This window comes from Kribbella qitaiheensis (assembly GCF_014217565.1).
In the GTDB taxonomy this organism is placed as follows: Bacteria; Actinomycetota; Actinomycetes; order Propionibacteriales; family Kribbellaceae; genus Kribbella; species Kribbella qitaiheensis_A.
Map to the genome: position 1 here is coordinate 4,441,728 of NZ_CP043661.1, position 24,435 is coordinate 4,466,162.

The window sequence follows — 24,435 nt, forward strand, 5'->3', positions numbered from 1 at the left end:
GACGGGAATGGACCGTGCCAGCATGCCATTGTCCGGTCACGCTGGTTCCATGACCATCACCACGCCGCTCCAGCCCACCGACCGGACCTCCTTGCGCCGTTCGAAGGAGCGCGCCGGCACCGATCGCGAGGCGTTGCACGCCGTACTGCGGGAAGGCATGTTCTGCCATCTCGGCGTGATCCTCGGGGACGCCCCGCTGGTGCTGCCCACGGCGTACGGCATCGACTTGGACAAGGGCATCGACGGGACTCTTTACCTGCATGGCTCGGTGGCCGCCCGGAGCGTGGTCGCCGCCCCGGAGCAGACGATCTGCGTGACCGTCACCCACGCCGACGGCCTGGTGCTGGCCCGGTCGGCGTTCCACCACTCGGTGAACTACCGGTCGGCGGTGATCTTCGGCATACCGCGTCTCGTCACCGACCCGGACGAGAAGCTGCACGGCCTGAACGTGATCGTCGACCACCTCGTCCCCGGCCGCTCGCACGGCACCCGCCCGCCGAACCGCAAGGAACTGGCCAAGACCTCGGTCATCGCCCTCCCCCTCACCGAAGCCTCGCTGAAGACCCGCGACGGCGAGGCGAACGATGAACCCGAGGACCTGACCTTGGAGTACTGGACCGGCGTCATCCCCCTCCGCGTCGTCGCCGACGAACCGGTCAACAACTCCGACTGCGACCTCCTCGTCCCGGCCCACATCCGTACCCGGGCCAGCCAACTCGGCGCGCCGTCGGCCATGCGCTGACGACAAGTGCCCCGTACCCGGACTTCGGGCACGGGGCACTGATGCGGGCGGAGGTCAGGCCGCGGTGCCCTTGTTGTAGCTCTTCTGGGCCCAGAAGTAGCCGACCAGGGCGATGGCCACGCACCAGGCGAGTGCGAGCCAGCCGGTGCCGCTGTCCATCGGCGCTCCCAGCAGCAGGTGGCGCAGGGTGTCGATGATCGCGGTGAACGGCTGGTACTCGGCGAACCAGCGGATGCCGCTCGGCATCGACTCCAGCGGGATGAAGGTGTTGCTCAGGAAGGGCAGCAGCAAGCTGATCGGCAGCACGATGTTGCTCGCCCCTTCCGCGGTCTTGCTGGTCAGACCCAGCGCGATCGCGAACCAGGTCAGGCTGACGGTCACGGCGATCATCAGTCCGGCCGCCAGTACCCATTCGCCGAGCGACGCGTTCGGGCGGAAGCCGATCAGGACGGCGAACCCGATCACCAGTGCCAGGCTGGCGATCGTCAGGATCACGTTGCCCAGCACGTGCCCGGTCAGTACGGCCGGCCGGAAGATCGCCATCGTCCGGAACCGGGCGACGATGCCCTCGCTCATGTCCATCGCGGCGCCGACCGCCGGCGACATCGTCCCGGACGCGATGGACATCAGCAGGATGCCCGGGGTGAGGAAGTCGATGTAGTCGAAGTCGCTCCCGCCACCGGTACCGCCGCCGAGGCCGGCCGAGAAGGTGTCGCCGAAGATCAGGCCGAACAGCAGGATCATGATGACCGGCATCCCGAGCGCGCCGAGAGACAGACCGGGGTAGCGCAGGGCGTGCCGCAGGTTGCGGCGCAACATCGTGGCGGTGTCGGCGATCGGGTAGCTCACGGTGCTCATTTGCTCGTCACCTTCTGGTCGTCGTTCTGGTGGCTGGTGGGTTGGCCGGTGACGGCGAAGAACACGTCGTCCAGGTCGGGGGTGTGGACGGTCAGTTCGTCCACCTCGAGGGAGGCGTCGTCGATCCGGGCGAGCAGGGCGCGCAGCGACTGCACGCTGCCGTCGTTCGGCACTAGGAGGACCAGCGACTCGTCGTCCCTCGATGCCGCCGGCAGCACCTGGGCCGCCGCAGCGAACTCGTCGGGCGCGGTGAAGCGGAGCCGGATGTGCCCACCCGGTGCCAACCGCTTCAGCTCGGCCGGGGTGCCCTGGGCAACCAGCTTTCCGTGATCCAGTACTGCGATCTGGTCGGCGAGCTGGTCCGCTTCCTCCAGGTACTGCGTGGTCAGCAGGACGGTGACGCCACCGGCGACCAACTCCCGGACGAGCTGCCACATGCCGTGCCGGCTGCGTGGGTCGAGCCCGGTCGTCGGCTCGTCCAGGAAGATGATCCGCGGGCTCCCGACCAGCGTCATCGCGAGGTCGAGTCGCCGCTTCATGCCGCCGGAGTACGTCATCGCGAGCTTCTTGCCGACGTCGGCGAGGTCGAACTGCTCCAGTAGCTCGGTCGCCCGGCGGCGCCCTTCGCTGCGGCCGAGGTGGTGCAGGTCGGCCATCATGATCAGGTTCTCCGCGCCGGTCAGGAGACCGTCGACCGCGGAGAACTGGCCGGTGACGCCGATCGCGGCGCGGACGGCCTCGGGGTCGTTGCTCAGGTCGTGCCCGGCGACCCGGATCTCGCCGGCGTCGGCCGTGATCAGGGTGGACAGGATCTGGACCGCGGTGGTCTTGCCGGCGCCGTTCGGGCCGAGCAGCGAAAAGATGGTGCCCTCGGCAACTTTCAGGTCGATGCCGTCGAGGACGAGCTTGTCGCCGTACGACTTGCGCAGGCCGGTGACGTCGATCGCCAGGGATGAACTGTTCATGCTTCCTCGCTTGTTTTTGGGCAGGGTGAACCTGACCTGATGGCCAAAAGGGGTGATGGGAGGAGATTCAGGGCGTGCGGATCCAGCCGGCCGACCGGTGCCGGCCGCTACTGGGGTGGAGCTTCAGTTGTCGTGGTGCGGGGGATCAGATGTCGAGGTCCTCCACCGCCGGCTGATCGGCGGCTTCCTCGACCAGGGCGTACAGATCGTCGGGGACCAGCTCGCGCAGTTCCTCGACCGTGTCGACGACGTGCAGCGTGGTCTCGCCCTGCGCCATGCTCCAGGTCTGGTTGGTGGCGAAACTGCCGATCCAGGTCCGCCAGCCGGTCAGTTCCTCACCGTCGACGGTCGTGGTGCTGGTGAACTGGTTGCTCCGGTCGGCGTGCAGGACGAACTTCCCGGTCTTGCTCCGATAGACCTTGAAGGCTTCGTAGCCGTTCTTGTTCGAGCGGCCACCTTCGGCGATCAGCACACCGGAGAACCGCTGCTTGCGCCCCGATCCGCGCCCGACCCGAACGGTGATCTCGTCGAACCCCTCGAGCCGGCCCTCTTCCATCTCCACATACCGGCGCAGCGCGGTCGAGATCGCTTGAGACAGGTTCCCGGCCAGTTCCTGGGCCCGCTTGTAAAGTGCCAGGTCGTCGTCGGAAACATAGATCGTCTTGTTCGGCATCTTCTCTCCTCCTACGTAGAACTATACGCACATCTCTACGTAGACGTCTACATATATTCGTCGCGAGCGTTCGAGCGGCTCCCTAGCATCAGACTCGTGACCAGCCCAGAGAGCCGCTATGACGACCTGACGGATCGCGCCTCCGCCCTGTACGACGAGGGCAAGCTGGAGGCGGCTCTGGAGGTGCTGGCCGAGCCGCGTCCCGGGCTCGAGCCCTGGTTTGCCGAGCTCGCCCACTTCGAGGCCTGCTTGCATGGCGCTCTTGGCGATACGGCTGCCGGCGGGCGGGCGGCCCTCGACTGGGCGTTGACCGAGGCACCGACAGCGGCGTCCGGCGTCGTCGTACTAGCTCCGGCCTTGCGGGAGTTGCCTGCCGAGGCTCAAGGACCGTTGACACCCGCGACCGTGCTGATCGGCACGGGCGACGACCTACGCGAGGTCGTGGACGAAGCCGCAGACAAACTGACCGCTTTCGGCCTGGCCGTCCAGCAGCTCCCCGGCCTGGTCCACGAGTATCCCCAGGACTTCGCCCAGCGGTTGGCCGAACTCCTCCCCAGTTGTGGATAAGGCGGTGGTCAAACCTCCTTCATCCACAGATTTCGGCGACTTTCGGCTCCGCGCGGGCCAAAGTCGGGGAAAACCTGGGGACAAGCCGGGGAAAAACTGTGCACACCTGGGGATACCCATGTGGATAACTCCACTGGTGTAATTCGGTTTGCGCGCCGCGGAGCCAGTGCTCCGCGGCGTGGTGCGGTGCTAACTGAGTGGGGTCAGATCCACTGGGTGGAGACGACGAAACCGGTCGCGATCAGGCCCATGCCGATCAGCAGGTTCCAGTTGTTCAGGTCTCTCATCACCGGGATGTCCTGGCCCGCCACGTAGAAGACCACGAGCCAGGCGAGTCCGAGCAGCCAGCAGCCGAGCATCAGCGGCGCCACCCAGACGCGACTGGTGGTGCGGGGCTTCTTCGGAGTCTTCTCCACCTTCACCTTCTCGGCGGAGGACTTCTTCGTTTTGCGACTGCTCGACTCGGGCACGGATTCGACTCCTTGTAGCGGACACTAAGGTGAGTGGTGTCGCCTCGGTTCGCGAGGCCGGCACCAGCCACACCACTGGGTCTGGCCTCGGTTAGCGTAGTGCAGACGGGAGCAAGGGGTTCACGGGTGAGCAGGCTGCGGCGGTTTTCGCTCTGGCGCGCGGGTGCGCCGGTGGCGCTGCTGTGCGCCGGTCTGCTGTTCGCGACCAGTGCCACCAACGCTCGTGGCACCGATTTGCGCCCTAGCCGCAACACTACGCTCGCGGGTCTCGTGGAGGAACAGAGTCGCCGCAGCGCGACCCTGACCCGGCAGCACGCGGCTCTAAGCCAGGACATCGAGAAGCTCCAGGCGCAACAGGGCTCGATCGCGCCGAAGCTGGCCAAGCAGCTGAAGGATCTGTCCGAGCAGGTCGGCACGGTCCCGGTCGCCGGCCCGGGTCTCACCGTCACGCTCAAGGACGCCCCGTCGCAGGTGGTGAAGGACAACCCGGACGTCGACGCCGACTGGCTGGTGATCCATCAGCAGGACATCCAGGCCGTCGTGAACGCGCTCTGGGCCGGTGGCGCCGACGCCATCTCGATCCAGAACCACCGGGTCATCTCGACCACCGGGATCAAGTGCGTGGGCAACTCGGTGGTCCTGCACGGCGTTCCGTACCTGCCGCCGTACAAGATCACCGCGATCGGGGATCGCCGCATGCTGCAGAAGGCGCTGGACGATTCGCAGTACATCGACAACCTGCAGGACTACGTGGTGAAATTCCAGCTCGGCTACGAGGTGAAGACCCAGTCGTCGATCTCGATGCCGGCGTACGAGGGCACGCTGGACCTCCAGAGCGCGACAGTGCCGGGTTTCGAGAAGACGCCGACGGCCAGTCCGTCCTCGTCCACCAGCGGTCGTTGAGCAGGCCTGTCAGAATGGTCCGCATGCCGCGGATTCTTGTCGTCGACAACTACGACTCCTTCGTCTACAACCTGGTGCAGTACCTCCAGCAGTTGCAGGCCGACACCACTGTGCTTCGCAACGACGAGATCACGCCGGACCAGGTCACGGAGTACGACGGCGTGCTGCTGTCGCCCGGACCGGGGACGCCCGAGGAAGCCGGGGCGTGCGTCGACATCGTGAAGGAGAAAGGCGGCCAGGTCCCGATCTTCGGGGTCTGCCTGGGCCTGCAGGCGATCGGAGTCGCGTACGGCGGGGTGGTCGGTCGCGCGGACGAGTTGCTGCACGGCAAGACCAGTCAGGTGTTCCACGAAGGCGCAGGGGTGCTCTCCGGGTTGCCGTCGCCGTTCACCGCGACCCGGTACCACTCGCTGGCGATCGCACAGGACAGCGTGCCCGACGAGTTGCAGGTGACGGCGCGGACCGAGGCCGGTGTGATCATGGCGGCGCGGCACCGGGACCTGGCGGTCGAGGGCGTCCAGTTCCACCCCGAGTCGGTGCTCACCGAGGGCGGCCACCGGATGCTGGCCAACTGGCTCGCGACCTGCGGCGACCCCGAAGCGGTGGGCCGCTCGGCCGGGATGGCTCCCGTCGTCAGCTGAACCAGGACAAACAAAAAGGACCGCGGGACGAATCCCGCGGTCCTTTGTCGTTCTCCGTCAGCGCTCGCCGCTGGGGCTCCGGCCGGGCACCCCGCCGCCGATGATCGGCGTCTCGGTGGTGCTCGGGGGGTCGGTCGGCGTGCTGCTCGGCGGGTCCGTCGGCTCGACCTTGGTCGCGATCGAGAGCACGACCTTGGTGCCCTTGTCCACCTTGCTGCCCGCCTTCACGCTCTGCTTGACCACGGTGCCCTCGGCGATGGTCGGGTCGGTGGTGGGCGCCGACAAGTAGCCGACAACCAGCCCGAGAGCCTTGAGTGCCTGGGTCGCGTCGTCCTGGTTCCGCGTGGTGACGTCCGGCACCTCCACCTTCACACTGCCGCTGGACAGGGTCAGCGTGAACCGGGTGCCGGGCGCATACTGGCCGCCGGCGTCCGGGCTGATGCTGACGACGGTGCCCTTGGGCTTGTCGCTGTCGGTGGTGTTCGTCTTGGACGCCACCTCGAACTTGCCCGGCGAGTTCTCCAGGGCGTCCCGGGCGTCCGACTCGGACTTACCGATCACGTTCGGCACCGCGAAGGTGTTCGGTCCGGCGGACACCACGAGGTTGACGGTGGAGTTCTTGTCGACCATCGCGTTCGGACCGGGGGTCTGCCTGGCCACCGAGCCCTTCGGTACGTCGGTGCTGGCCGCGGAGGTCGAGGCCACCTGCAGCCCCTTCGCCTCGATGATCGCGGTCGCCTCGGCCAGCGACTTACCGACGACACTCGGCACGGAGACCTGGATGGCGACGGGGGGCGCGTCGTCCTTCTTGCCCATGTTCGTGATGATCGCGTAGGCGCCGACCGCGACGGCGACGATCGCCAGGCCGAGCAGGAAGTACGCCAGGCCACGGTTCCGGCGGGCCCGGGCAGCTTCGACCTCGTCGTCCCCGTTGTCCGGCGGCAGCAGGTCGCTCTGCTGCGGCCGGTACGCCTGGGTCGCGGCCGTGGACGGTGCCACGGCGGTCTGCTGGATCGCGCGGGTCTCGGCGACCGCGACCATCGGTGCGGTCACCTGCTGGCCGGCCAGCACCCGGTGGATGTCGGCCCGCATCTCCGAGGCGCTCTGGTAGCGGTGCTCGCGGTTCTTGGTCAGCGCCTTCAGGACGACCGCGTCGACCTCCGGCGGGATGTCCGGATCGTACGACGACGGCGGCAGCGGCTCTTCCCGGACGTGCTGGTAGGCCACCGAGACCGGCGACTCACCCACGAAAGGCGGCCGGCCGACGAGCAGTTCGTACAGCAGGCAGCCGGTCGAGTACAGGTCGGACCGCGCGTCGACCGTCTCACCACGAGCCTGCTCGGGCGACAAGTACTGCGCGGTGCCGATCACGGCCGCGGTCTGGGTCATGTCGGAGGTGGTGTCCGCGACGGCGCGGGCGATGCCGAAGTCCATCACCTTGACCTGGCCCTGCGGGGTCAGCATCACGTTGCCGGGCTTGATGTCGCGGTGCACGATGCCGGCCCGGTGGCTGTAGTCGAGCGCCTCGAGCACGCCGGAGGTGATCTCCAGGGCGCGCTCGGGCATGATCTTGCGGCCCTCGCGGATCAGGTCACGCAGCGTCTTACCGGTCACCAGTTCCATCACGATGTACGGAATGGTGATGCCGGAGCCGTTCGGGTCCGGCTCCTCGCCGGTGTCGTAGACCGAGACGATGGTCGGGTGGTTCAGCGAGGCCGCCGACTGTGCCTCGCGCCGGAATCTGGCCTGGAAGGTGGAGTCGCTGGCCAGGTCGACCCGGAGCCGCTTGATCGCGACCGACCGCCCGAGCCGGTTGTCGATGCCCTTGCGGACGTCGGCCATACCCCCTCGACCCAGCGGCTCGCCCTCTTCGTAGCGGCCGCCGACGAGACGTGCCTGCGATGTCATTCCTCTGCCTTCCAACCTGCGCGGATCGAACTCGGCCAAAACAAACTCAAGCCGCCCACGGTAGCCGGGGTTACCAGCCGGCCCCGGTGCTGCGGACGCTCTGTCACCTGGTTGTACCTCATCGTTGTCACTGGTTCAGCACCGCTTCCATCACGGCCTTGGCGATCGGCGCCGCCAGAGCGCCGCCGGCGATGTCGTTGCGCGGGACGTTCGCGTCCTCGATCATCACCGCGACCGCGATCTTCGGGTCGTTGGCCGGCGCGAACGCGGTGAACCAGGCGAACGGCGGCTTGTCCGGCGAGGTCTGCGCCGTACCGGTCTTGCCGGCCACGTCGATGCCGCTGATCTGGCCCGGCTTGCCGGTGCCGTTCTTCACCACGTCGACCATCATCGCGGTCAGCTGGGCCGCGACCTCCGGCGAGACCGCCTGGTGCAGCGACTCCGGCTTGGTCTCGGAGACCGTCTTCAGGTCCACGGTCTTGATGTTCTGGACGATGTACGGCTTCATCACGTCGCCGCCGTTGGCGATCCCGGCCGCCACCATCGCCATCTGCAACGGTGTCGCCCGGACGTCGAACTGGCCGATCGCGGACTGGGCCGTCTGCGGTGCGTTCGGGTCAGCCGGGAACTGGCTGGCCGCGGCGCCCAGTTCGGGCAGTTGCCGCTCACCGAAGCCGAACTTCTCCGCCTGGTCCCGGAGCGCCTCGGCGCCGAGATCGAGGCCGATCGAGCCGAACGCGGTATTGCACGAGTTCCGCAGCGCCACGGTCAGCGTCGCGTTGTCGCTGCCGCCGCAGTTGCGGCCGTTCTCGTTGGGCAGCTTGACCGTGGTCTGTGGCAGGTCCAGCTCGGCCGGTGAGCGCACCTGGGTCTGCGGGTTGTACTTGCCGCTCGACAGGGCGGCGGCCGCGGTGACCAGCTTGAAGGTCGAACCCGGCGGGTAGAGCTCCTTGATCGCGCGGTTCGACATCGGCCTGTCCTTGTCCGCGTTCAGCGCCTTCCAGCTGGCGCCGACCTTGGTCAGGTCGTGCCCGGCCAGCTCGTTCGGGTCGTAGGTCGGCAGGCTCACCAGCGCGAGCACCTTGCCGGTCTTCGGCTCGATCGCGACGACCGCACCCTTCTTGCCTGCCAGTCCCCGGTACGCCGCCTGCTGGGCGGCCGCGTTCAGTGTCAGCGAGACGCTCGCGCCCTGCTGCCGTCGATCGGTGATCACGTCGACCACCCGGCGGAAGGCCAGCGACGGGTCCGAGCCGTTCAGCTCCGAGTTCTGGCTCAGCTCGATGCCGGCCCGGCCGAACAGGTAGGAGTAGAACCCGGTCACCGGGGCGTAGATCTTGGCGATGTTCGGCGGGTAGGTCCGCTGGTACACGAACCGATCGTTCGACTCCGCGCTCTTCGCGACCGGCGTACTGCCGACCAGGATCGGGCCGCGGTTCACCGAGAACTGCGAGTCGCGGACCCGGCGGTTGTCATTGCGGCCGTTCAGTTCACCGGCCCGGAAGGCCTGCAAATAGGTGGAGTTGGCCATCAGCGCGAGCATCAGGATGATCGCGGCCACGGCCAGTCGTCGGATTGCTGAGTTCACTGCTTCTGCACCGCCATGGCGATCGTCTCGTCGGACACGGGAGCCGCCGGGGTCTGCGGCCGGCGGGCCTGGTCACTGATCCGCAGCAGCAGCGCGATGATCGCCCAGTTCGCCACCAGTGACGTTCCGCCCAGCGCCATGAACGGCGTGGCCAGGCCGGTCAGCGGGATCAGCCCGGTGACCCCGCCGATGATCACGAAGACCTGCAGCGCGAACGACATCGCCAGACCCGTCGCGACCAGCTTGCCGAAGATGTCCCGGCAGCCGAGCGCCGTCCGCAGGCCGCGCTCGATGATGAGCGTGTAGATCAGGATGATCGCGACCAGCCCCGTCAGGCCCAACTCCTCGGCGAACGAGGAGATGATCATGTCGCTTTGCGAGTACGCGGTGAGCTCCGGCCGGCCCTGGCCGAGGCCGCGGCCGAGCGCGCCGCCCCAGCCCTGACCCATCAGGCCGACCGCGATCTGGCCCTGGTCGATCGAGAACGGGTCCAGCCAGTCGGTGATCCGCTTATGCACGTGACCGATGGTCGAGTACGCGAAGTACGCGCCACCGACGAACAGCAGGCCACCGATGATCAACCAGCCGGCTCGTTCGGTGGCCACGTACAGCAGGAACAGGAACAGGCCGAAGAACAGCAGCGACGACCCGAGGTCGTTCTCGAACACCAGCACACCCAGGCTGACCAGCCAGGCGATCCCGATCGGCCCGAGGTCGCGGGCGCGGGGCAGGTCGAGGCCGAGGAACCGGTGCCCGGCCAGCGTCAGCACGTCGCGCTTCACCACCAGGTAGCCGGCGAAGAAGACGACCAGGCACAACTTCGCGAACTCACCGGGCTGGAACGACATCCCGGCCAGCCGGATCCAGATCCGGGCGCCGTTGATGTTCACGCCGAGCCCCGGGATCAGCGGCAGCACGAGCAGCAGCAGACCGGCCAGTCCGGCGGTGTAGGTGAGCGCCTGCAGGCGGCGGTGATCTCTGATCACAAGGATCACCGCCAGGAAGAGCACGACGCCGACCGCGGTCCAGGTGATCTGCTGCGGAGCCGCCGGTGACTTCGGGGTCCGGCCGGCCGCGACCGCGATCGCCCTGATACCCGGGTCGAGCCGTTGGATCATCGCCACCCCGAGGCCGTTCAGCAGCACCGCGCAGGGCAGCAGCACCGGATCGGCGTACGGCGCCCGGTAGCGCAGCGCCAGGTGGGCGATCAACGCGAGCAGGCCGATGCCGGCCGCGTAGTACCCGGTGCTCGCGGGGACCTTGTCCTGCACGGTGATGCCGATGTTGACGTAGGCGCCGACCGAGACACCGATCGCGACGATCAGCAGCATCAGCTCCACCCCGCGACGGGTGCGCGGCATGATCTGGATGACGGACGTCGAGGCGATGCTCATCGCACCCCGTCGCAGTCGTCGGGGCTGCCGTCGGCCGGGGTCGAGGACGGTGAGGCCGGGACAGTCGCCGGCGGCTTGGAGACGGGCGTCTTCGGCGGTGTCGTGACTGGCGGTGTCGTGACCGGCGGTGTGGTGGGCTTCGTGGGCGGCTTCGTCGTCGCCTTGGCCGCGCACTCGTCGGCGGTCCGCTGCAGCTCGTTGACGATGGTCCGGGCGCCCGCCAGGTCGTCCGCCTGGATGCTTCCTTCCACCTGCTCACGGCTGTACGTCGGGAGCTTGTCCACCTGCAGCGTCTGCCGCTCGTAGACGTTGGACAGCGTGAGGCCGGGGAACTCCTGGTCCACACCCTTGAAGATCGCCACGTAGTCGCCGTCGGTGCCCACGTAGTACTGCTTCTGGGTCCAGCTGTAGGCGAACCAGCCGCCACCACCGATGAGTGCCAGCACTACGACGAGCACGGCCAGCCGGCGCAGCCAGAGGAAACGCTTGGGCGCCTGGGGCGCGTAGCGCAGCTCCTCAGGATCGAGCCCCGCACCGCCACCGTGGCCGTCCCCACCACCATGACCCCGTACTGCGATGGTCGGCTCGCCGCGACCGGTGCCGCCTTGGGCGAGCTCCGCTGCCGCGCCGACCAACTGCGGCTGGTCGCCACTGGCAGGCGGGGTCTCGACGACATCCGCGACGACGCAGGTGATGTTGTCGTTCGACCCGGCCTCGAGGGCGTGGGTGATCAGCTCGACCACGACCGAGTCCGGCGTACCGTCGGCCATCGAGGCGACGATCACCTCGTCGCTGACGTAGTCGGGCAGCCCGTCGCTGCACAGCAGCAGCCGGTCGCCCACCTGGACGTCGAGCATCTCCAGGTCCGGATCGGAGTCCGGCCGGCCGTCGAGGACGCGGAGGATCAGGTTGCGGTGCGGGTGGGTGAAGGCCTCTTCCTTGGAGATCCGGCCTTCGTCCACCAGTGATTGCACGAACGTGTGGTCGTGGCTGAGCTGGTAGAGCAGGCCGTCGCGCAGCCGGTAGGCCCGGGAGTCGCCGAGGTGGGCCATGCCGAGGTGCTCGCCGTCAAAGAGCAGGGCGGTCACCGTGGAGCCCATGCCCTCGCGCTCGGGGTCTTCCTCGACCAGCTCGGAGAGCCGCTCGTTGGCCCGGTGGACGGCGCCCGCGAGCGCCTCCATCATGTCCGGACCGGTGATTCCGGACGTGTCCAGCCGGCGGATCACCTGGACGGCGGCGGCGCTGGCCACCTCACCCGCGGCGGCTCCACCCATGCCGTCGGCGAGCAGCAGCAGATGCGGACCGGCGTACGCCGAATCCTCGTTGTTGCGGCGCACCCGTCCGACGTCGGACAGTGCGGCGTAGTCGAGCGACAGGGTCATGGAATGGGCCTACTTCGCGATGTTCAGCGTCGTACGGCCGATCCGGATCGAACCGCCGATCTCGGCCGGCACCGGACGGGTCACGCGCTGACCGTCCAGATAGGTGCCGTTGGTGGACCCCAGGTCCTCGACCCACCACTCGCCCTCGGACTGGAACACCCGGGAGTGCCGGGTGGAGGAGTAGTCGTCGTCGAGCCGGATCTGGCAGTCCGAGCCGCGGCCGATCACCACCGGCTCCGAGGTCAGGGTGGCGCCGACGCCGGCCTGTGGGCCGTCCGCGATCGTGACCGAACCGGGCAGGCCCTTGCGCTTCTTCGCCGGCTTGGTGGCCTTGGGGGTCCGGCCGGCCGGCGCGACCGGCGCGGCGACCGCGCGCGAATCCACCTTGGCGCCGAACAGGTCCGACCGGATCACCGACAAGACGGCGAGGACGAACATCCACAACAGGGCCAGGAACCCCAGTTTGATCAGGGTCAGCGTCAGTTCCGACATGGAAGTCCGGTCACCACCCGCTGCTCGGCGGCTGGGCGATGGGCTCGTCCGCTAGGCGCAGCGTCATGGTGGTGTTCCCGATCCTCACGGTAGATCCGTCGGTCAGTTCGGCCTCGGCGGCCCGGCGCCCGTTCACCAGCGTTCCGTTGGTGGAGCCCAGGTCGACGAGGACCACCTTGACACCTCCGGGGCCCTCGGGCATCAGCCGGATCTCCGCGTGCCGCCTGGACACGCCCGGATCGTTGATCTGGATGTCGGCATCGGTCCCGCGGCCGAGCACCACGCCGGGCGGGTTGATCGGGCGGCGCCGGCCGTTCACCTCGAGCATCACCTGCGGGTGGCCCTGGCGTGCCGATGGTGTGGGCGGCGGCGGGACGGGGGCGCTCTGCATGACGGTCTGGCCCTCGTTCGGATCGGGGATGTACGGCTGCTGGGGTTGCGGCCGGGGACGTTGTGGCTTGCCGATGGTCGCGCTGACCACCCGGAACTTGCCGGTCGGCAGGTCCTCGAGCCGGGTCAGCTCGATCTCGACCGGTCCGGAGAAGGTATACCGCTGGATGTCGGCGTGGTCACGCAGTTCGTTGGCCAGCTCGTGGTTCAGCGTCCGGCCGTACGCGTTCAGCCGTTCGAAGTCGTCCGGCCCCAGCTCGATGGTGAAGTGATTCGGCACCAGCCGCCGGTCCCTGGACAGGATCCGGGCGGTGTTGTCGATCTCACGCTTGAGTGCGGCGGCCAGTTCGATCGGCTCCACGTCACCCTTGAACGCGCGCGCGAAGACACCACTCACGATGCCTTCCAGGCGCCGCTCGAAGCGCTGCAGCGGTCGCACGCGTCCTCCTCCACGGTCGGTCGTCAGCTGGAGCCAACGATCGTGCTTGCCGTCCGGCGGCTCCAACAGGCTCGCCGTACGCCGTGCCCACCGGTGTGGTGGGTACACCAGGTACGACGATCGATCGTATCGGGAGGTTCGACCGAACCCGCAATGTCAGAGTCTGCCTCAGCCCGTGCTAATCTTCTTCCTCGGTTGCAGATAGCGTTTTTCGAAGCTTTCGGTAACCATGCGCGCGGGTGGCGGAATAGGCAGACGCGCACGGTTCAGGTCCGTGTGCCCGAAAGGGCGTGGGGGTTCAACTCCCCCCTCGCGCACAGCGTCTCGAACTCCCGGCCAGGAAACTGGCCGGGAGTTTTTGCTTCTCCCAGGCTCTTGCGATGGCCCGTGACGGGTTCTGTCGGTGCGGCCTGCGATCGTTGGGTGATGACGGGGATACGGATTGCGATCGCCCAGCCGGAGATCACGGCTGACGCGCGGAAGAACGGGGCGGAGGTCCGGCGGCTGATGACAGCGGCCGCCGCGGGGAAGGCACGGCTGGTGCAGTTCCCGGAGGGCCTGCTGTCGGGGTATGCGAAGGAGCAGATCCAGGACTGGGCCGAGGTCGACTGGGACGCGGTCCGGGCCGAGCTCGAGCAGATCATGGCGCTCGCCGCGAAGCTGAAGCTGTGGGTGGTGCTCGGCTCCGCGCATCCGCTGACCCCGCCGAACCGGCCGCACAACAGCCTGTACGTGATCTCCGACCAGGGCCGGATCGTCGACCGCTACGACAAGCGGTTCTGCTCGCAGACCGAGATCACGCAGTACTACAGCCCCGGGTTCGAGCCGGTGGTGTTCGATGTCGACGGGTATCGCTTCGGGCTGATGATCTGCGTCGAGATCAACTTCCCGCACCTGTTCTCGGAGTACGAGCGACTCGGCGTCGAGTGCCTCCTGCTGTCCGCCTACCCGGTCGACTCGATCTTCGAGCTGAAGGCCCGTGCGTACGCCGCGATCAACGCCTACTGGGTCGCCATGTCCCTGCCCGCCCAGACGAACCACCTGATGCCGTCCGGCCTGATCAACCCGGCCGGCACCTACGCGGCCCTGGTCTCCGGCACCGATCTGGTCATCGCCGACCTCAACCGGGACGACCCCGACCTCCATATCCCCCTCGACCTGGCCCGCCCCTGGCGCTCCACCGCCTTGAAGGGCGACCTCTACCGCACCCGCCGGGTAACCGACCCCCGCTCCACCAACCGCACCACCACCTAGCCGGTACTACGCCCGAGGTAGGTGACGACCTCTACTCCCGGGACGGGGATGTGGTGGAAGCCGAGGCGGTCGTAGAACGCTCGGGCCGGGGTGTTGCTGGTGAGCATCGTCAGGTGGATCGCGGGGATGCCTCTGTCGGCAAGGGCCTTCAGTAGGCAGGTCATCAGGGCGCGGCCGTGGCCGGCTCCCTGGTAGGCGGGCAGCAGGTCGATGTGCAGGTGCGCGGGGTAGTCCGCGACCTCGGGGATGACCAGGCGCTCGGGGTCGTGGAGCAGGCCGATCATCATCTCGGTCGGCGTCTGGGGTGGTCCGGTCAACGGCTCGTACTGCGGGACGCGGGGTAGCCACTCGGAGCGAAACCGCCGGGCGAAGTCCGGTGTGTCCGCGCAGCCGATGACGTAGCCGACCGCGCGATCGCCGTCGTCGAGGACGAAGGCCAGCTCCGGCTCGAGGTCGACGTACGGGAACGCGAAGATGCTCGGCATCAGGTCGAGGTCCGGGTAGAGCGATCGGGAATCGCCGCCGTTGTCGGCAGTGCGGACACAGATGTCGCCGACGGCGGGCCGATCGCTCACCCGGTACGGCCGAATCTCAGGCATGGACCCCTCCAATAGACTTGAGAGCGCTCTCATACGATAGAGGATCGCGGTGGCCGACGTCGCCGAGGCCAGCAAGCTCAAGGCGTCTCAGCGGATCCCGAGGCGGTGCAGGATCCGGCCGGCGGGTGCAGCGCGGTGGCGTCCTGACCGGGCGGTGAGTGCGGGCGGGTGAGTGGCGTGCCGGTGGTCGCCCCGGTGCGGGGTGGTGTTGCCGGCGCCCAGCAGCAGCCAGGCGGCGAGAACGGCGGCGGCAGCCAGCCCGACGAGGCCGGCGTAGTCAGTCCAGTTCATGGTGGTTCTCTCTCGATGGCGGCTCGGGCGGGAGTCTCGCGATTGCGTCCTTCACCGGTAGTGACGGTGTGGCGGGAGTTTCGTGATGGCACTCCGGTGCCAGGAGTGCCAGAAGATTCGATGACCCAGTTGTGCCGGATTGTGGACAAAATGCTCGCCACTGCGCTGGATCGCCTGATTAGGTGGAGCTTCGAGCACGGGAGGTGAGGCCACGATGCAGGACGGGTTGCTGGACGAGCGCGAGGAGCAGGCTTACCGGCTGCTGGTCGGATTGTCCGTGGCCAGGCCGGCCGAGCTGGCCGAGGTCGCGGAACTGCCGCAGCAGGAGGCGGACGAGGTGCTGCAGCGGCTGCAGGCGAAGGGACTGGTCGCGATCCAGCCCGGCGACGACCCCGTGTTCCGGCCGCTGCCGCCCGACGTCGCCCTCGGTACGACGCTGCTGCGGCGGCAGGAGTCGCTGGAGTCGGCTCGCAAGACCGTGGCCTCGCTGAGCGAGGAGTTCCGGGCCAGCGCGAGTCGCCGGGACGCGCATCACCTGGTCGAGGTGATAGTCGGCGCGATCCCGCTGCGGGACCGGCTGCGCGATCTGCAGAACTCGGCCCGCGAGGAGATCCTCTGGTTCTGCCGGGCGAATCCGCTGGCGATGCAGGGTGCGGACAACACAGAGGAGTACGGCGCGCTCAGCCGCGGCGTACGGTATCGCGCCATCTACGAGCGGGCCTTGCTGGAGACACCCGGTGAGCTGGACAGCATCGCCGAGGGCGTCGGCTGGGGCGAGGAGGCCCGGAGCCTTCCGACCCTGCCGGTGCGGCTGGCGATCGTGGACCGGGCTACTGCCGTCTGTCCGTTGGTCCGCGACGACGAGCTGGGTATCGGCGAGCCGACTGCCGCGGTGATCGGCCGTGGACAGCTACTGGACGCACTGCTTTCTCTGTTCGAGAGCCACTGGGAGCAGGCGACTCCGGTGAAGTTGCAGGCCGGGGAGCAGCAGGGGCCGGACGGGCTGGACGACTCCGAGCGGTTCCTGCTGTCGCTGCTGGTCGCCGGCGTACCGGACAAGTCGATCGCGTCGCAGCTCGGGATCAGCCGCCGTACGGTGCAACGCCGCCTCGATCGGCTGATGACGCTGGCCGGCGTGGACACCCGTACCGGCCTGGCGTTCCAGGCTGCGAAGCGGAGCTGGTTGTAGAGGGCGCGGGCAGGTTGCTATCTGCCCGCGCCCTCCGGCTACTACTTCAGCCCGTAGGCCCGGATGACCGTCTGGCTGATCTTGTTGCCCGCGTTGTCACCGGCAACAACCCGTAGCGAGACGGTGCCCTTGCCCGCCGGCACTACGGCTACGTAGTGACCGCGAGTCCCTACCGCGATGATCCGGCGCCACGTCTTGCCCTCGTCGAACGACACCTGGGCCTGCAGCGAGGTAGAGCGAGGCGCGGCGACCCCTGCCTGCTGGTGAACCTTGAACCCGATCAGGTGCGTCCGGGCCGCCACTCGCCCGGTCAGATCCGTCGGCACCTCGTAGTCCACCTGCAGCAGCGGTAGTGCCGTCGCCGTGGTCTCCGAGGCCTTCTTGGACCGGAAGTCCCAGACCGTACGGGTGCTGGTCCCCCAGTTCCATTCACCTTCCTCGTCGACCCGCGCTGTCGACAGATCCAGCTTGTACGCCGAGTCGCCGCTGCTGGTGATCACGTCCTGCCAGGCATCGGGGAGTTCGCCGACTACCTTGCCGTCGCGGCTCAGTACGGCCGAGGCGGACGTGGTCTCACCGAGCGTGTGGTGCCCGGCCGCGTCAACGAACGTCGGCACCCGCAGCGACAACCTGTCACCCGTCCTGGTGGACACCAGACCAGGTGCGGCCGCCGGACGGACTACCGGCCCGAACCAGGTCTCCGTGGACGAACCAGGGCGGTAGCTGCGCGGTACGGAGGTCATGCCGCCGCTCAGCGGGTTCATCGAGTCCCAGGTGTAGAGGTGGTGGACCCGGTGCTGCCAGAGCGAGTCGCCGGACGTCACCCACTCCTCGCGGACCTTCGGAGTCTCGATGGCGCGCTGCGAGTCGTTCCAGGAGTACTCCTGCCACGGACGCCAGCCGAACCGCTGCTCCTTGGCCCAGTTGAAGCCACCGTTGTCGGCGTACGCCGTGGTCACTCGCGCGCTGTTGGCGGCAGTGACCTTGTAGGTGATCCTCGCTGGGATCTGCCCGGCCGAGACCTGCTGTACGTCGTACAGGTAGGGGCTGGAGGGGGTCAGCGTGAGATCGATCGTCGCGTGTCCTTCGCCGGCCCGGTCGATCAGCTTCTGGCCGTCCTTGGTGGTCGTCACCATCGCCGGGATGGGTTCGCGATCACCTGTGGGCGTCCAGACGGTCCAGGCCGACCAGTCCGGCGGCCGGACCAGGATGACCCCGGCAGCACCGCCCTTGGCCGCCGCTGCGATCTGGTCTTCCTCACTGACGTCTTCGCTGTCCTTCAGTACCGCGACAGCACCCTTGACGACCTTGGTGGTCAACGGGAACCGCTTCTTCCCGGCCAGGGAAGGCGACTGGTGCAGCAGGTTGATGTCCAGCGGCCCGGTGACGCCCGGGATGGACGCCTGCACGATCGGCGCGGCCAGCTGCCAGCGGGACGAGAACTCGAAGGTTCCGTCGGCGACCGGCTTGGTCGGGGTGGCCAGCACCTGCTTGACCGTGCTGAAGTGCATCACGCCGTGACTGATCTGGCGGCCGTTGCCGTACTCGCGGTGCACGTAGTAGCTGAGCACTGCCTGCTGTTCCGACGGCTTGGGCGTCTCGATCGTGATCGGGACCGCCTTGCGAGCATCGATGACCACCTCGATGTCCTTGGTCACCGCGATGTTCGGATCCGTGAACAGGCTGACCTTCTCGTCCTGCGGGTCGTTGTTCTCGACGATCGAGTGCAGCAGGTACGTGCCTTCCTCGACCGTGGCCTTGAAGGTCCCACCGTCCGGGATCCACGCCAGCGAGTCGGACCGCGCGTTGTCGCCGTACAGCGAGACCACCGGTACGCCGGTCGGCTTGCCGTCGAGGCCGACGGCTCGCAAGGTGACCGTGTGGCTGGGGCCCTGGCGCCAAGCGCCGACTGCCGTGTGCGTGACGACCCCATCGGGGCCGGTGGCAACGATCCAGCCGCTGTGCAGACCACGGTCGAGCTTGGCCGCGTCCAGAGCCACCGGCACGTCGGCGCTTCCGCCTGCGGGCACGGTGACGGTGCTAGGCAGGGTGATCGCATCTGTCTCAGGCTTGTGCGTGTCCAGGTTGTCCACGTCGGCCACGAGGTTCAGCGTGATCGGTGCCCTGCCGTCGTTCCGGTAGGTGACCGTCTTGGTCGATCCACCGGTGGTGGTCTGCAGACCGAAGTCGGCCACGCCGGTCGCGAAGACCTGCTGTGCAATGGCCCGGGCCACATCGACCCGACCGGCTCCCTGCGAGTACACGCTCACGTCCGCAGCGGTCTTCGCAGTACTGACCAGCGCTTCCTTGAGGCGGTCTGCCTTCCAGTCAGGGTGCGCCTGGGCCAGCAGCGCGGCAGCGCCCGCTACGTGCGGCGTAGCCATCGACGTACCCGAGGCCGCCGTGTAGAGGTCGTCCAGCGGCTCGCCCATCGCAGTACCGGCGGCGCGGGCCGCCACGATGTTCACACCGGGTGCAGTGATCTCCGGCTTGAGGCCACCGTCACCGAGCCGAGGTCCGCGGCTGGAGAAGTCGGCCATCTTGTCGTCACGGTCGACCGCACCGACAGTGAGCGCGGCGGCGGCGCTGCCCGGCGTATCGATCGACTCGTCCGCGCCGTCGTTGCCCGCGGCGATGACGAACAGCATGCCGGTACGAGCGGTGATGTCGTTGACGGCCAGGCTGAGCGGGTCGGTGCCGTCGGTCGGCTCGCCACCGAGGCTCATGTTGACCACGCGGGCGCCTTCCGCGGCAGCCCACTCCATGCCGGCGATGATGGACGAGTCGTAGCCGTAGCCGTCGTCGCCGAGCACCTTGCCGATCAGCAGGTCGGCCTTGGGCGCCACGCCCTTGCGGGTGCCACCAGCGCCCGCTCCCGTGCCGGCGATCGTCGCGGCGACGTGCGTGCCGTGGCCGAAGTGGTCCTCGGTGCCGCTGGGGCTCGCCGAGAAGTCCATTGCCTTCTTGATCTTGCCGGCCAGGTCAGGGTGGTTGCCGTCGGCACCGGTGTCCAGTACTGCGACCGAGATGCCTGTGCCCTCGTATCCGGCCTGCCAGGCAGCAGGAGCGCCGATCTGCGGCACGCTCCGGTCCAGCACCGGCCGCACTCGAGCGTCCAGCCAGACCTTGCTGACGCCGCTGTTGAGAGTCCGTGCCGTCTGCGCAGGCTTCAGCGACTGCCAGAGCGAGGTGAGCTCGCCCTTGCCCGCCCGGATCGCGGTGGCGCCGATCGACGGGAGTTGCCGGACGGTCGTCGTACCGGTGAGTGTCTGCGAGCGGGCGTTGTTCTGGTCGGCGTACCGCACGATCAGCGGGAGCGTCGTCGCTTTCGAGTCGCCGAAGCCGTCGGCGATCAGCTCGTTCACGTCGAACAGGTTCGCGTCCAGAACGCCGCTGGAGATGTACGGCACCGCGTCGCTCGGCAGGATCCGCAGGCCGCCGTCCACCTCGATCGTGTGGAACGCGACCTGTTCCCGGCCGGGTGCGGGCTGCACCGACGCGGCCTTCTTCCCACCGCCGGCGTCGGCCACCTGCACTACATCACCGGTGACCAGCGTGACCTTCTGTACGCCGGACGCCGGGCTCGAGGTGGTGCGTGGCGTGGTGGTGCCGCCGGGGTCTGGCGGGGCAGCGGTCGCCGGGACCGCCGTAGTGCTGATTGCCGTAGCACTGATTGCTAGGACAGCCGCAAGGATGGCGGCACGCTTCTTCGGGGAGGACATGGGTGCGACTCCTTCGAGAGGCTAGGGCAGGCACCTCTTCCGAGTGAGTCTGCGGCCGCTACCTACCCCCGCGCCCTGTCCAACCCTGCCGTCCCTGCGCCATGTCCCAACAACGCCAGCCCGGTGCTACTCGCCGATCTTCTTCGAGCGGAGCAGGATCTTGGTGTCGAGGGGGGCCTTGGTTCCGCCGGTGGGCAGTTGGGAGACGACTACCCAATTGCGGTCGTTGATGAGCAGGCGGCCCTTGCCGGTGGCGTCCTGCTCGGTCAGGTAGAAGTAGCCCGCGGCCTGCATGGTGTCCTGGGCGAGCTGGTGGTTCACCCCGACCACGTCGGGCACTACGCCGGACGCGCCGGTCGGGGTCGGTGTCGGAGTGGGCGTCGGTGGAGGCGGGGTGTTGGTGACGGTGACGGTTGCCGGGCCGGCCGGCTCGCCGGAGCCGCAGGCCGCGTTGGCCGCCAGCAGGAGCACGCCGCATCCCAGCACTGAAGCGATACGTAGTACGGGCACTGTGAGTACCTCCTGCCTCGACGGTCGCCGACGCAGGCACTCTGCGCAACCCGACTTGCAACTGAGCGTCAACGAGACACGTGGTGAACCGCTGCGCTCGCCGTACACGTACAGGATCGAACTGGTCCGGTAAACAACTTACCAGCCGTGGAACTGGTCCATTGCGCCATTTGCAACGACAAATGCAGGCGATGCTCCAGGGTGCCAGATTTCGATCAGATTTCTGGACGTGCGCGCTCTCACGACTTAATAACGGATACTACTGAACTATTGACTGGTTAGTCGACTCTGGGCAAAACTCTGCGCCACTGAACGACAGGTTCATACCAGTCAGCCGGGGGGAATCTCCGGCTACTTCGCCAGAGGTGATCCGATGAAGTTCCGTCCCCTTGCCGTTGCCGCAGTCGCGGCTCTATCCCTGACCGCGCTCGCCGCTTGTGGCAGCTCGGACAAGAAGGACGCCGCCGCGTCCGGCCCGACGACCATCGACGTGTGGCTGATGAAGGGCAGCGTCTCCGACGACTTCCTCAAGCGGTTCACCGCCGACTTCGCTGCGAACCACCAGGACATCAAGGCCAACGTCCAGATCCAGGAATGGAACGGGATCGGCCCGAAGATCATCGGCGCGCTGGCCAGCAAGGACGCGCCGGACGTGATCGAGGTCGGCAACACCCAGGTCGCGCAGTACTCCGCTTCCGGTGGCGTCAAGGATCTGACCGACAAGAAGTCCGACCTCAAGGGTGACGACTGGATCGCCGGTCTGTCCGAGCCGGGCAACTTCGACGGCAAGCAATTCGGCATTCCGTACTACGCCGCGAACAGGGTCGTGCTCTACCGCAAGGACCTGTTCCAGGCAGCCGGCATCACCGCCCCGCCGAAGACGCGGGAGGAGTGGCTGGCCGACACCGCCAAGGTGAACACCGGCGGCAACCAGGGCATCTACCTGCCCGGCCAGAACTTCTACGTCCTGTCCGGCTTCATCTGGGACGAGGGCGGCGACCTCGCGGTCAAGGACGGCGACTCCTGGAAGGGTGCGCTGGAGACCCCCGAGGCACTGAAGGGGATGGACTTCTACAAGCGGATCCAGGCGCTCGGCAAGGGCCCGAAGGACTCCGACGAGGCGAAGCCGACCCAGACCGACGTGTTCGCCCAGGGCAAGGTCGCGCAGATGATCGCAGTACCGGGTGCCGCCGAGCTGATCGCGCAGGCGAACCCCGCGCTGAAGGACAAGATCGGCTACTTCCCGATCCCGGGCAAGACCGCCGACAAGCCGGGTGCCGTCTTCACCGGTGGCTCCGACCTGATCATCCCGGAGGCCGCGGCCGACCAGGACGCGGCGTACACCTTCATCAAGGAACTGGCCGGCGAGAAGTGGCAGGTCGACCTGGCCAAGTCGATGAAGTACGTGCCGAACCGGACCGCCCTCGCGTCGTCGGTCGGCGCGGACCCGGGCGTGGCGGCGATGGCGGCCGGTGCGGCCAACGGCAAGGCCACCCCGAACTCCCCGAACTGGGCCGCGGTCGAGGCGAAGAACCCGATCAAGGAGTACCAGACCAAGGTGCTGACCGGCGGTGACCCGGCCGCCGCGGCCAAGGCCGCCGACGAGATCATCACCCAGGCCCTGAACGCCAAGTAGAACTATGGCTGTGGCTGAGATCGACACCACCACAGCGGCCCCCGCCCCCGAGCCCGGTAAGCCGGTCTCGGTCAGGCGGGGGCAACCCCTGTGGGTCCGCGTCCTGCCCTATCTGCTGGTCGCGCCGACGGTCATCGGTACGGCGTACCTGCTGGCCTATCCGTTGGTCCGCAACCTGCTGATCTCGTTCCAGAAGTTCGGCATCGCCCAGCTGATCCGCGGTGGTGCCGAGTTCGTCGGCATCGACAACTACCAGCAGATCCTTTCCGACGACAAGTTCTGGGGTGTGGTCGGGCGGACGTTCGTGTTCACCGCGATCAACGTCGGCCTGATCATGGTGCTGGCCACCTTGGTCGCGGTGCTGATCGGTGCCCTGGGCAAGTGGATGCGGTTCGCCGTGATGGGTGGCCTGGTGGTCGCCTGGGCGATCCCGGTGATCGCCGCGACGACCGTCTTCCAGTGGCTGTTCCAGTCCCAGCTCGGGGTCGTGAACTGGGTCCTGGTCGCGCTCGGCTTCGAGCAGTTCGACGGCAAGGCGTGGTTCGCGGACGGCAACTCGACGTTCGCGATCATCGTGTTGCTGATCGTCTGGCAGTCGGTCCCGTTCGCGGCGCTGACCCTGTACGCCGCGATGACGACGGTGCCGAAGGAACTGCACGAGTCGGCCCAGATCGACGGGGCCGGCTCGGTCAAGACCTTCTGGCTGATCACCTTCCCGATCCTGCGGCCGATGTTCGGGCTGATCGGTTGCCTGGAGGTGATCTGGGTGTTCAAGAGCTTCGTCCAGATCTGGGCGATCAGCCAGGGCGGGCCGGGCAACGCGACCCTGACGCTGCCCGTCTACGCCTACCAGATCGCCCAGTCGCTGAACCGCTACGACCTGGGCGCGGCGATCTCGATGGTCACGGTGCTGATCCTGGCCGTGGTGCTGCTCGCCTACTTCCGGCAGATGTTCAAAGAGGAGGGTGAACTGTGAGGACCCGGCTCAGCCGCAGGCTCACGCTGAACGTCCTGGCCCTCGGCGTCTTCTTCTTCTCGGTCTTCCCCGTCTACTGGATGGTGCTGACCGCGTTCAAGCCGACCAGGGAGATCCAGGCGGAGACGCCGTCCTTCCTCCCGACGAACGTCACTTTGGACCACTTCAGTACGGCGGTGCACGCGGACGGCTTCTGGACCTTCTGGCGCAACAGCGGGATGGTCGCGCTCAGCGCAGTGCTGCTGTCGCTGGTGGTGGCCTGCCTGGCGGCGTACGCCGTCGGCCGGATGAAGTGGAAGGGCCGGCAGGCGTTCATCCTGATGGTGTTCATCGCGCAGATGACGCCGTGGGAGGCGCTGCTGATCCCGATGTACGTGATCGCCCGCGACACCGACATGCTCGACAAGCTGCCGATGCTGACGCTGATCTACTTCATGATGACGCTGCCGTTCACGATCGTGACGCTGCGCGGCTTCCTGAAGGGCATCCCGGTCGAGCTCGAGGAAGCAGCCCAGGTCGACGGCTGCAACCAGTTCGAGGCGTTCCGGCGGATCGTCTTCCCGCTGCTCGCGCCGGGGCTGCTCTCGACGTCGCTGTTCGGTTTCATCACCGCCTGGAACGAGTTCGCCTTCGCGAACCTGCTGATCATCAAGAACCAGAACCAGCGCACGCTGCCGGTCTGGCTCTCGTCGTTCAGCAACACCTTCGGCACGGACTGGGGCGCCACGATGGCGGCGGCGACCCTGTTCATGCTGCCCGTGCTCCTGATCTTCCTCGTCCTGCAGGGACGGGTGACGACAGGCGTGGCCGCAGGGGCCGTCAAGGGTTAGTCGAGCCCCTGGGACCCAC

The 24,435-nt window shown here is 67.7% G+C and carries 23 protein-coding genes and 1 tRNA gene; 10 read left to right on the plus strand and 14 right to left on the minus strand.

Features of this window, described 5'->3' with window-relative positions; genetic code table 11:
* Positions 1 to 49: 49 nt before the first annotated feature.
* On the plus strand, positions 50 to 742 hold the full coding sequence (locus F1D05_RS20940) for a pyridoxamine 5'-phosphate oxidase family protein (RefSeq protein WP_185441849.1): 693 nt from the start codon (positions 50 to 52) through the stop codon (positions 740 to 742).
* 54 nt (positions 743 to 796) lie between these two features.
* Here the strand turns inward: F1D05_RS20940 and F1D05_RS20945 are convergent, their stop codons facing one another.
* The 3 genes from F1D05_RS20945 to F1D05_RS20955 all read right to left on the minus strand — a co-directional run bounded on the left by F1D05_RS20945 (position 797) and on the right by F1D05_RS20955 (position 3,238).
* Positions 797 to 1,600 carry an ABC transporter permease gene (locus tag F1D05_RS20945; protein WP_185441850.1) on the minus strand — a complete coding sequence of 268 codons (804 nt, stop codon included), beginning with the start codon at positions 1,598 to 1,600 and terminating at the stop codon, positions 797 to 799.
* A complete protein-coding gene (locus F1D05_RS20950; protein ID WP_185441851.1) occupies positions 1,597 to 2,565 on the minus strand; it encodes an ATP-binding cassette domain-containing protein in 969 nt (322 codons plus the stop codon). The genes F1D05_RS20945 and F1D05_RS20950 overlap by 4 nt, the downstream gene beginning before the upstream one ends.
* Before the next feature lie 145 nt (positions 2,566 to 2,710).
* Positions 2,711 to 3,238 (minus strand): EXLDI protein, encoded by a 528-nt coding sequence (locus tag F1D05_RS20955; protein ID WP_185441852.1) that lies wholly within the window; start codon positions 3,236 to 3,238, stop codon positions 2,711 to 2,713.
* 96 nt (positions 3,239 to 3,334) lie between these two features.
* On the opposite strand from F1D05_RS20955, the gene F1D05_RS20960 reads away from it, so the two are divergent.
* Complete coding sequence (locus tag F1D05_RS20960) at positions 3,335 to 3,805, plus strand: hypothetical protein (RefSeq protein ID WP_185441853.1); 471 nt, start codon at positions 3,335 to 3,337, stop codon at positions 3,803 to 3,805.
* Positions 3,806 to 4,008: 203 nt separating this feature from the next.
* Here F1D05_RS20960 and F1D05_RS20965 read toward each other — a convergent pair whose 3' ends face one another.
* Positions 4,009 to 4,275, minus strand: coding sequence for a cell division protein CrgA (locus tag F1D05_RS20965; RefSeq protein WP_185441854.1), 267 nt, complete (start codon positions 4,273 to 4,275; stop codon positions 4,009 to 4,011).
* A gap of 126 nt (positions 4,276 to 4,401) precedes the next feature.
* Here F1D05_RS20965 and F1D05_RS20970 point away from each other — a divergent pair, with 126 nt between their 5' ends.
* Both F1D05_RS20970 and F1D05_RS20975 read left to right on the plus strand, forming a co-directional pair.
* Positions 4,402 to 5,178 (plus strand): DUF881 domain-containing protein, encoded by a 777-nt coding sequence (locus tag F1D05_RS20970; protein WP_185441855.1) that lies wholly within the window; start codon positions 4,402 to 4,404, stop codon positions 5,176 to 5,178.
* A gap of 23 nt (positions 5,179 to 5,201) precedes the next feature.
* Positions 5,202 to 5,819: an aminodeoxychorismate/anthranilate synthase component II gene (locus F1D05_RS20975; protein WP_185441856.1), complete on the plus strand. Its 618-nt coding sequence runs from the start codon at positions 5,202 to 5,204 to the stop codon at positions 5,817 to 5,819.
* 57 nt (positions 5,820 to 5,876) lie between these two features.
* Here the strand turns inward: F1D05_RS20975 and pknB are convergent, their stop codons facing one another.
* The 6 genes from pknB to F1D05_RS21005 all read right to left on the minus strand — a co-directional run bounded on the left by pknB (position 5,877) and on the right by F1D05_RS21005 (position 13,409).
* Positions 5,877 to 7,727 (minus strand): Stk1 family PASTA domain-containing Ser/Thr kinase, encoded by a 1,851-nt coding sequence (gene pknB / locus F1D05_RS20980; protein ID WP_185441857.1) that lies wholly within the window; start codon positions 7,725 to 7,727, stop codon positions 5,877 to 5,879.
* Between the two features lie 127 nt (positions 7,728 to 7,854).
* The gene (locus F1D05_RS20985) at positions 7,855 to 9,312 is read right to left on the minus strand and encodes a peptidoglycan D,D-transpeptidase FtsI family protein (RefSeq protein WP_185441858.1); all 1,458 of its coding nucleotides are present in this window, start codon (positions 9,310 to 9,312) and stop codon (positions 7,855 to 7,857) included.
* The gene (locus tag F1D05_RS20990) at positions 9,309 to 10,706 is read right to left on the minus strand and encodes an FtsW/RodA/SpoVE family cell cycle protein (RefSeq protein ID WP_185441859.1); all 1,398 of its coding nucleotides are present in this window, start codon (positions 10,704 to 10,706) and stop codon (positions 9,309 to 9,311) included. The genes F1D05_RS20985 and F1D05_RS20990 overlap by 4 nt, the downstream gene beginning before the upstream one ends.
* A complete protein-coding gene (locus F1D05_RS20995; RefSeq protein ID WP_185441860.1) occupies positions 10,703 to 12,088 on the minus strand; it encodes a PP2C family protein-serine/threonine phosphatase in 1,386 nt (461 codons plus the stop codon). The genes F1D05_RS20990 and F1D05_RS20995 overlap by 4 nt, the downstream gene beginning before the upstream one ends.
* A 9-nt stretch (positions 12,089 to 12,097) precedes the next feature.
* Positions 12,098 to 12,580 (minus strand): FHA domain-containing protein FhaB/FipA, encoded by a 483-nt coding sequence (locus tag F1D05_RS21000; RefSeq protein WP_185441861.1) that lies wholly within the window; start codon positions 12,578 to 12,580, stop codon positions 12,098 to 12,100.
* 10 nt (positions 12,581 to 12,590) lie between these two features.
* Complete coding sequence (locus tag F1D05_RS21005; protein ID WP_185441862.1) at positions 12,591 to 13,409, minus strand: FhaA domain-containing protein; 819 nt, start codon at positions 13,407 to 13,409, stop codon at positions 12,591 to 12,593.
* Positions 13,410 to 13,642: 233 nt separating this feature from the next.
* Here F1D05_RS21005 and F1D05_RS21010 point away from each other — a divergent pair.
* A tRNA-Leu gene (locus tag F1D05_RS21010) sits at positions 13,643 to 13,726 on the plus strand.
* A gap of 109 nt (positions 13,727 to 13,835) precedes the next feature.
* Positions 13,836 to 14,663 (plus strand): carbon-nitrogen hydrolase family protein, encoded by an 828-nt coding sequence (locus F1D05_RS21015; RefSeq protein WP_185441863.1) that lies wholly within the window; start codon positions 13,836 to 13,838, stop codon positions 14,661 to 14,663.
* Here F1D05_RS21015 and F1D05_RS21020 read toward each other — a convergent pair.
* Together F1D05_RS21020 and F1D05_RS21025 are read right to left on the minus strand one after the other, a co-directional pair.
* Complete coding sequence (locus F1D05_RS21020; protein ID WP_185441864.1) at positions 14,660 to 15,262, minus strand: GNAT family N-acetyltransferase; 603 nt, start codon at positions 15,260 to 15,262, stop codon at positions 14,660 to 14,662. The genes F1D05_RS21015 and F1D05_RS21020 overlap by 4 nt on opposite strands.
* A gap of 87 nt (positions 15,263 to 15,349) precedes the next feature.
* Positions 15,350 to 15,553 carry a hypothetical protein gene (locus F1D05_RS21025; protein ID WP_185441865.1) on the minus strand — a complete coding sequence of 68 codons (204 nt, stop codon included), beginning with the start codon at positions 15,551 to 15,553 and terminating at the stop codon, positions 15,350 to 15,352.
* A 214-nt stretch (positions 15,554 to 15,767) separates the two neighbouring features.
* Between F1D05_RS21025 and F1D05_RS21030 the strand changes: the two genes are divergently transcribed.
* Positions 15,768 to 16,742: a helix-turn-helix domain-containing protein gene (locus F1D05_RS21030; protein ID WP_185441866.1), complete on the plus strand. Its 975-nt coding sequence runs from the start codon at positions 15,768 to 15,770 to the stop codon at positions 16,740 to 16,742.
* Between the two features lie 41 nt (positions 16,743 to 16,783).
* Here the strand turns inward: F1D05_RS21030 and F1D05_RS21035 are convergent, their stop codons facing one another.
* Positions 16,784 to 20,464 carry a S8 family serine peptidase gene (locus F1D05_RS21035; protein WP_185441867.1) on the minus strand — a complete coding sequence of 1,227 codons (3,681 nt, stop codon included), beginning with the start codon at positions 20,462 to 20,464 and terminating at the stop codon, positions 16,784 to 16,786.
* Positions 20,465 to 20,590: 126 nt separating this feature from the next.
* Positions 20,591 to 20,935 (minus strand): PASTA domain-containing protein, encoded by a 345-nt coding sequence (locus F1D05_RS40560; protein ID WP_246485822.1) that lies wholly within the window; start codon positions 20,933 to 20,935, stop codon positions 20,591 to 20,593.
* Positions 20,936 to 21,347: 412 nt separating this feature from the next.
* Here F1D05_RS40560 and F1D05_RS21045 point away from each other — a divergent pair, with 412 nt between their 5' ends.
* Genes F1D05_RS21045 through F1D05_RS21055 form a run of 3 tightly spaced genes read left to right on the plus strand, consistent with a single transcriptional unit; the run spans position 21,348 to position 24,416 of the window.
* Positions 21,348 to 22,610 (plus strand): extracellular solute-binding protein, encoded by a 1,263-nt coding sequence (locus F1D05_RS21045; protein WP_185441868.1) that lies wholly within the window; start codon positions 21,348 to 21,350, stop codon positions 22,608 to 22,610.
* Positions 22,611 to 22,620: 10 nt separating this feature from the next.
* Positions 22,621 to 23,586: a carbohydrate ABC transporter permease gene (locus F1D05_RS21050; RefSeq protein ID WP_246485823.1), complete on the plus strand. Its 966-nt coding sequence runs from the start codon at positions 22,621 to 22,623 to the stop codon at positions 23,584 to 23,586.
* On the plus strand, positions 23,583 to 24,416 hold the full coding sequence (locus tag F1D05_RS21055) for a carbohydrate ABC transporter permease (protein ID WP_185441869.1): 834 nt from the start codon (positions 23,583 to 23,585) through the stop codon (positions 24,414 to 24,416). Before F1D05_RS21050 ends, F1D05_RS21055 begins: the two co-directional genes overlap by 4 nt.
* The last annotated feature ends 19 nt before the right edge of the window (positions 24,417 to 24,435 follow it).

Excerpts from the sequence above, each read along its gene's own strand:
- F1D05_RS20940 (WP_185441849.1), top strand. The coding sequence starts at position 50 with ATGACCATCACCACGCCGCTCCAGCCCACCGACCGGACCTCCTTGCGC.
- F1D05_RS20945 (WP_185441850.1), bottom strand. The coding sequence starts at position 1,600 with ATGAGCACCGTGAGCTACCCGATCGCCGACACCGCCACGATGTTGCGC.
- F1D05_RS20950 (WP_185441851.1), bottom strand. The coding sequence starts at position 2,565 with ATGAACAGTTCATCCCTGGCGATCGACGTCACCGGCCTGCGCAAGTCG.
- F1D05_RS20955 (WP_185441852.1), bottom strand. The coding sequence starts at position 3,238 with ATGCCGAACAAGACGATCTATGTTTCCGACGACGACCTGGCACTTTAC.
- F1D05_RS20975 (WP_185441856.1), top strand. The coding sequence starts at position 5,202 with ATGCCGCGGATTCTTGTCGTCGACAACTACGACTCCTTCGTCTACAAC.
- pknB (WP_185441857.1), bottom strand. The coding sequence starts at position 7,727 with ATGACATCGCAGGCACGTCTCGTCGGCGGCCGCTACGAAGAGGGCGAG.
- F1D05_RS20990 (WP_185441859.1), bottom strand. The coding sequence starts at position 10,706 with ATGAGCATCGCCTCGACGTCCGTCATCCAGATCATGCCGCGCACCCGT.
- F1D05_RS20995 (WP_185441860.1), bottom strand. The coding sequence starts at position 12,088 with ATGACCCTGTCGCTCGACTACGCCGCACTGTCCGACGTCGGACGGGTG.
- F1D05_RS21000 (WP_185441861.1), bottom strand. The coding sequence starts at position 12,580 with ATGTCGGAACTGACGCTGACCCTGATCAAACTGGGGTTCCTGGCCCTG.
- F1D05_RS21015 (WP_185441863.1), top strand. The coding sequence starts at position 13,836 with ATGACGGGGATACGGATTGCGATCGCCCAGCCGGAGATCACGGCTGAC.
- F1D05_RS21020 (WP_185441864.1), bottom strand. The coding sequence starts at position 15,262 with ATGCCTGAGATTCGGCCGTACCGGGTGAGCGATCGGCCCGCCGTCGGC.
- F1D05_RS21025 (WP_185441865.1), bottom strand. The coding sequence starts at position 15,553 with ATGAACTGGACTGACTACGCCGGCCTCGTCGGGCTGGCTGCCGCCGCC.
- F1D05_RS21030 (WP_185441866.1), top strand. The coding sequence starts at position 15,768 with ATGCAGGACGGGTTGCTGGACGAGCGCGAGGAGCAGGCTTACCGGCTG.
- F1D05_RS21035 (WP_185441867.1), bottom strand. The coding sequence starts at position 20,464 with ATGTCCTCCCCGAAGAAGCGTGCCGCCATCCTTGCGGCTGTCCTAGCA.
- F1D05_RS21045 (WP_185441868.1), top strand. The coding sequence starts at position 21,348 with ATGAAGTTCCGTCCCCTTGCCGTTGCCGCAGTCGCGGCTCTATCCCTG.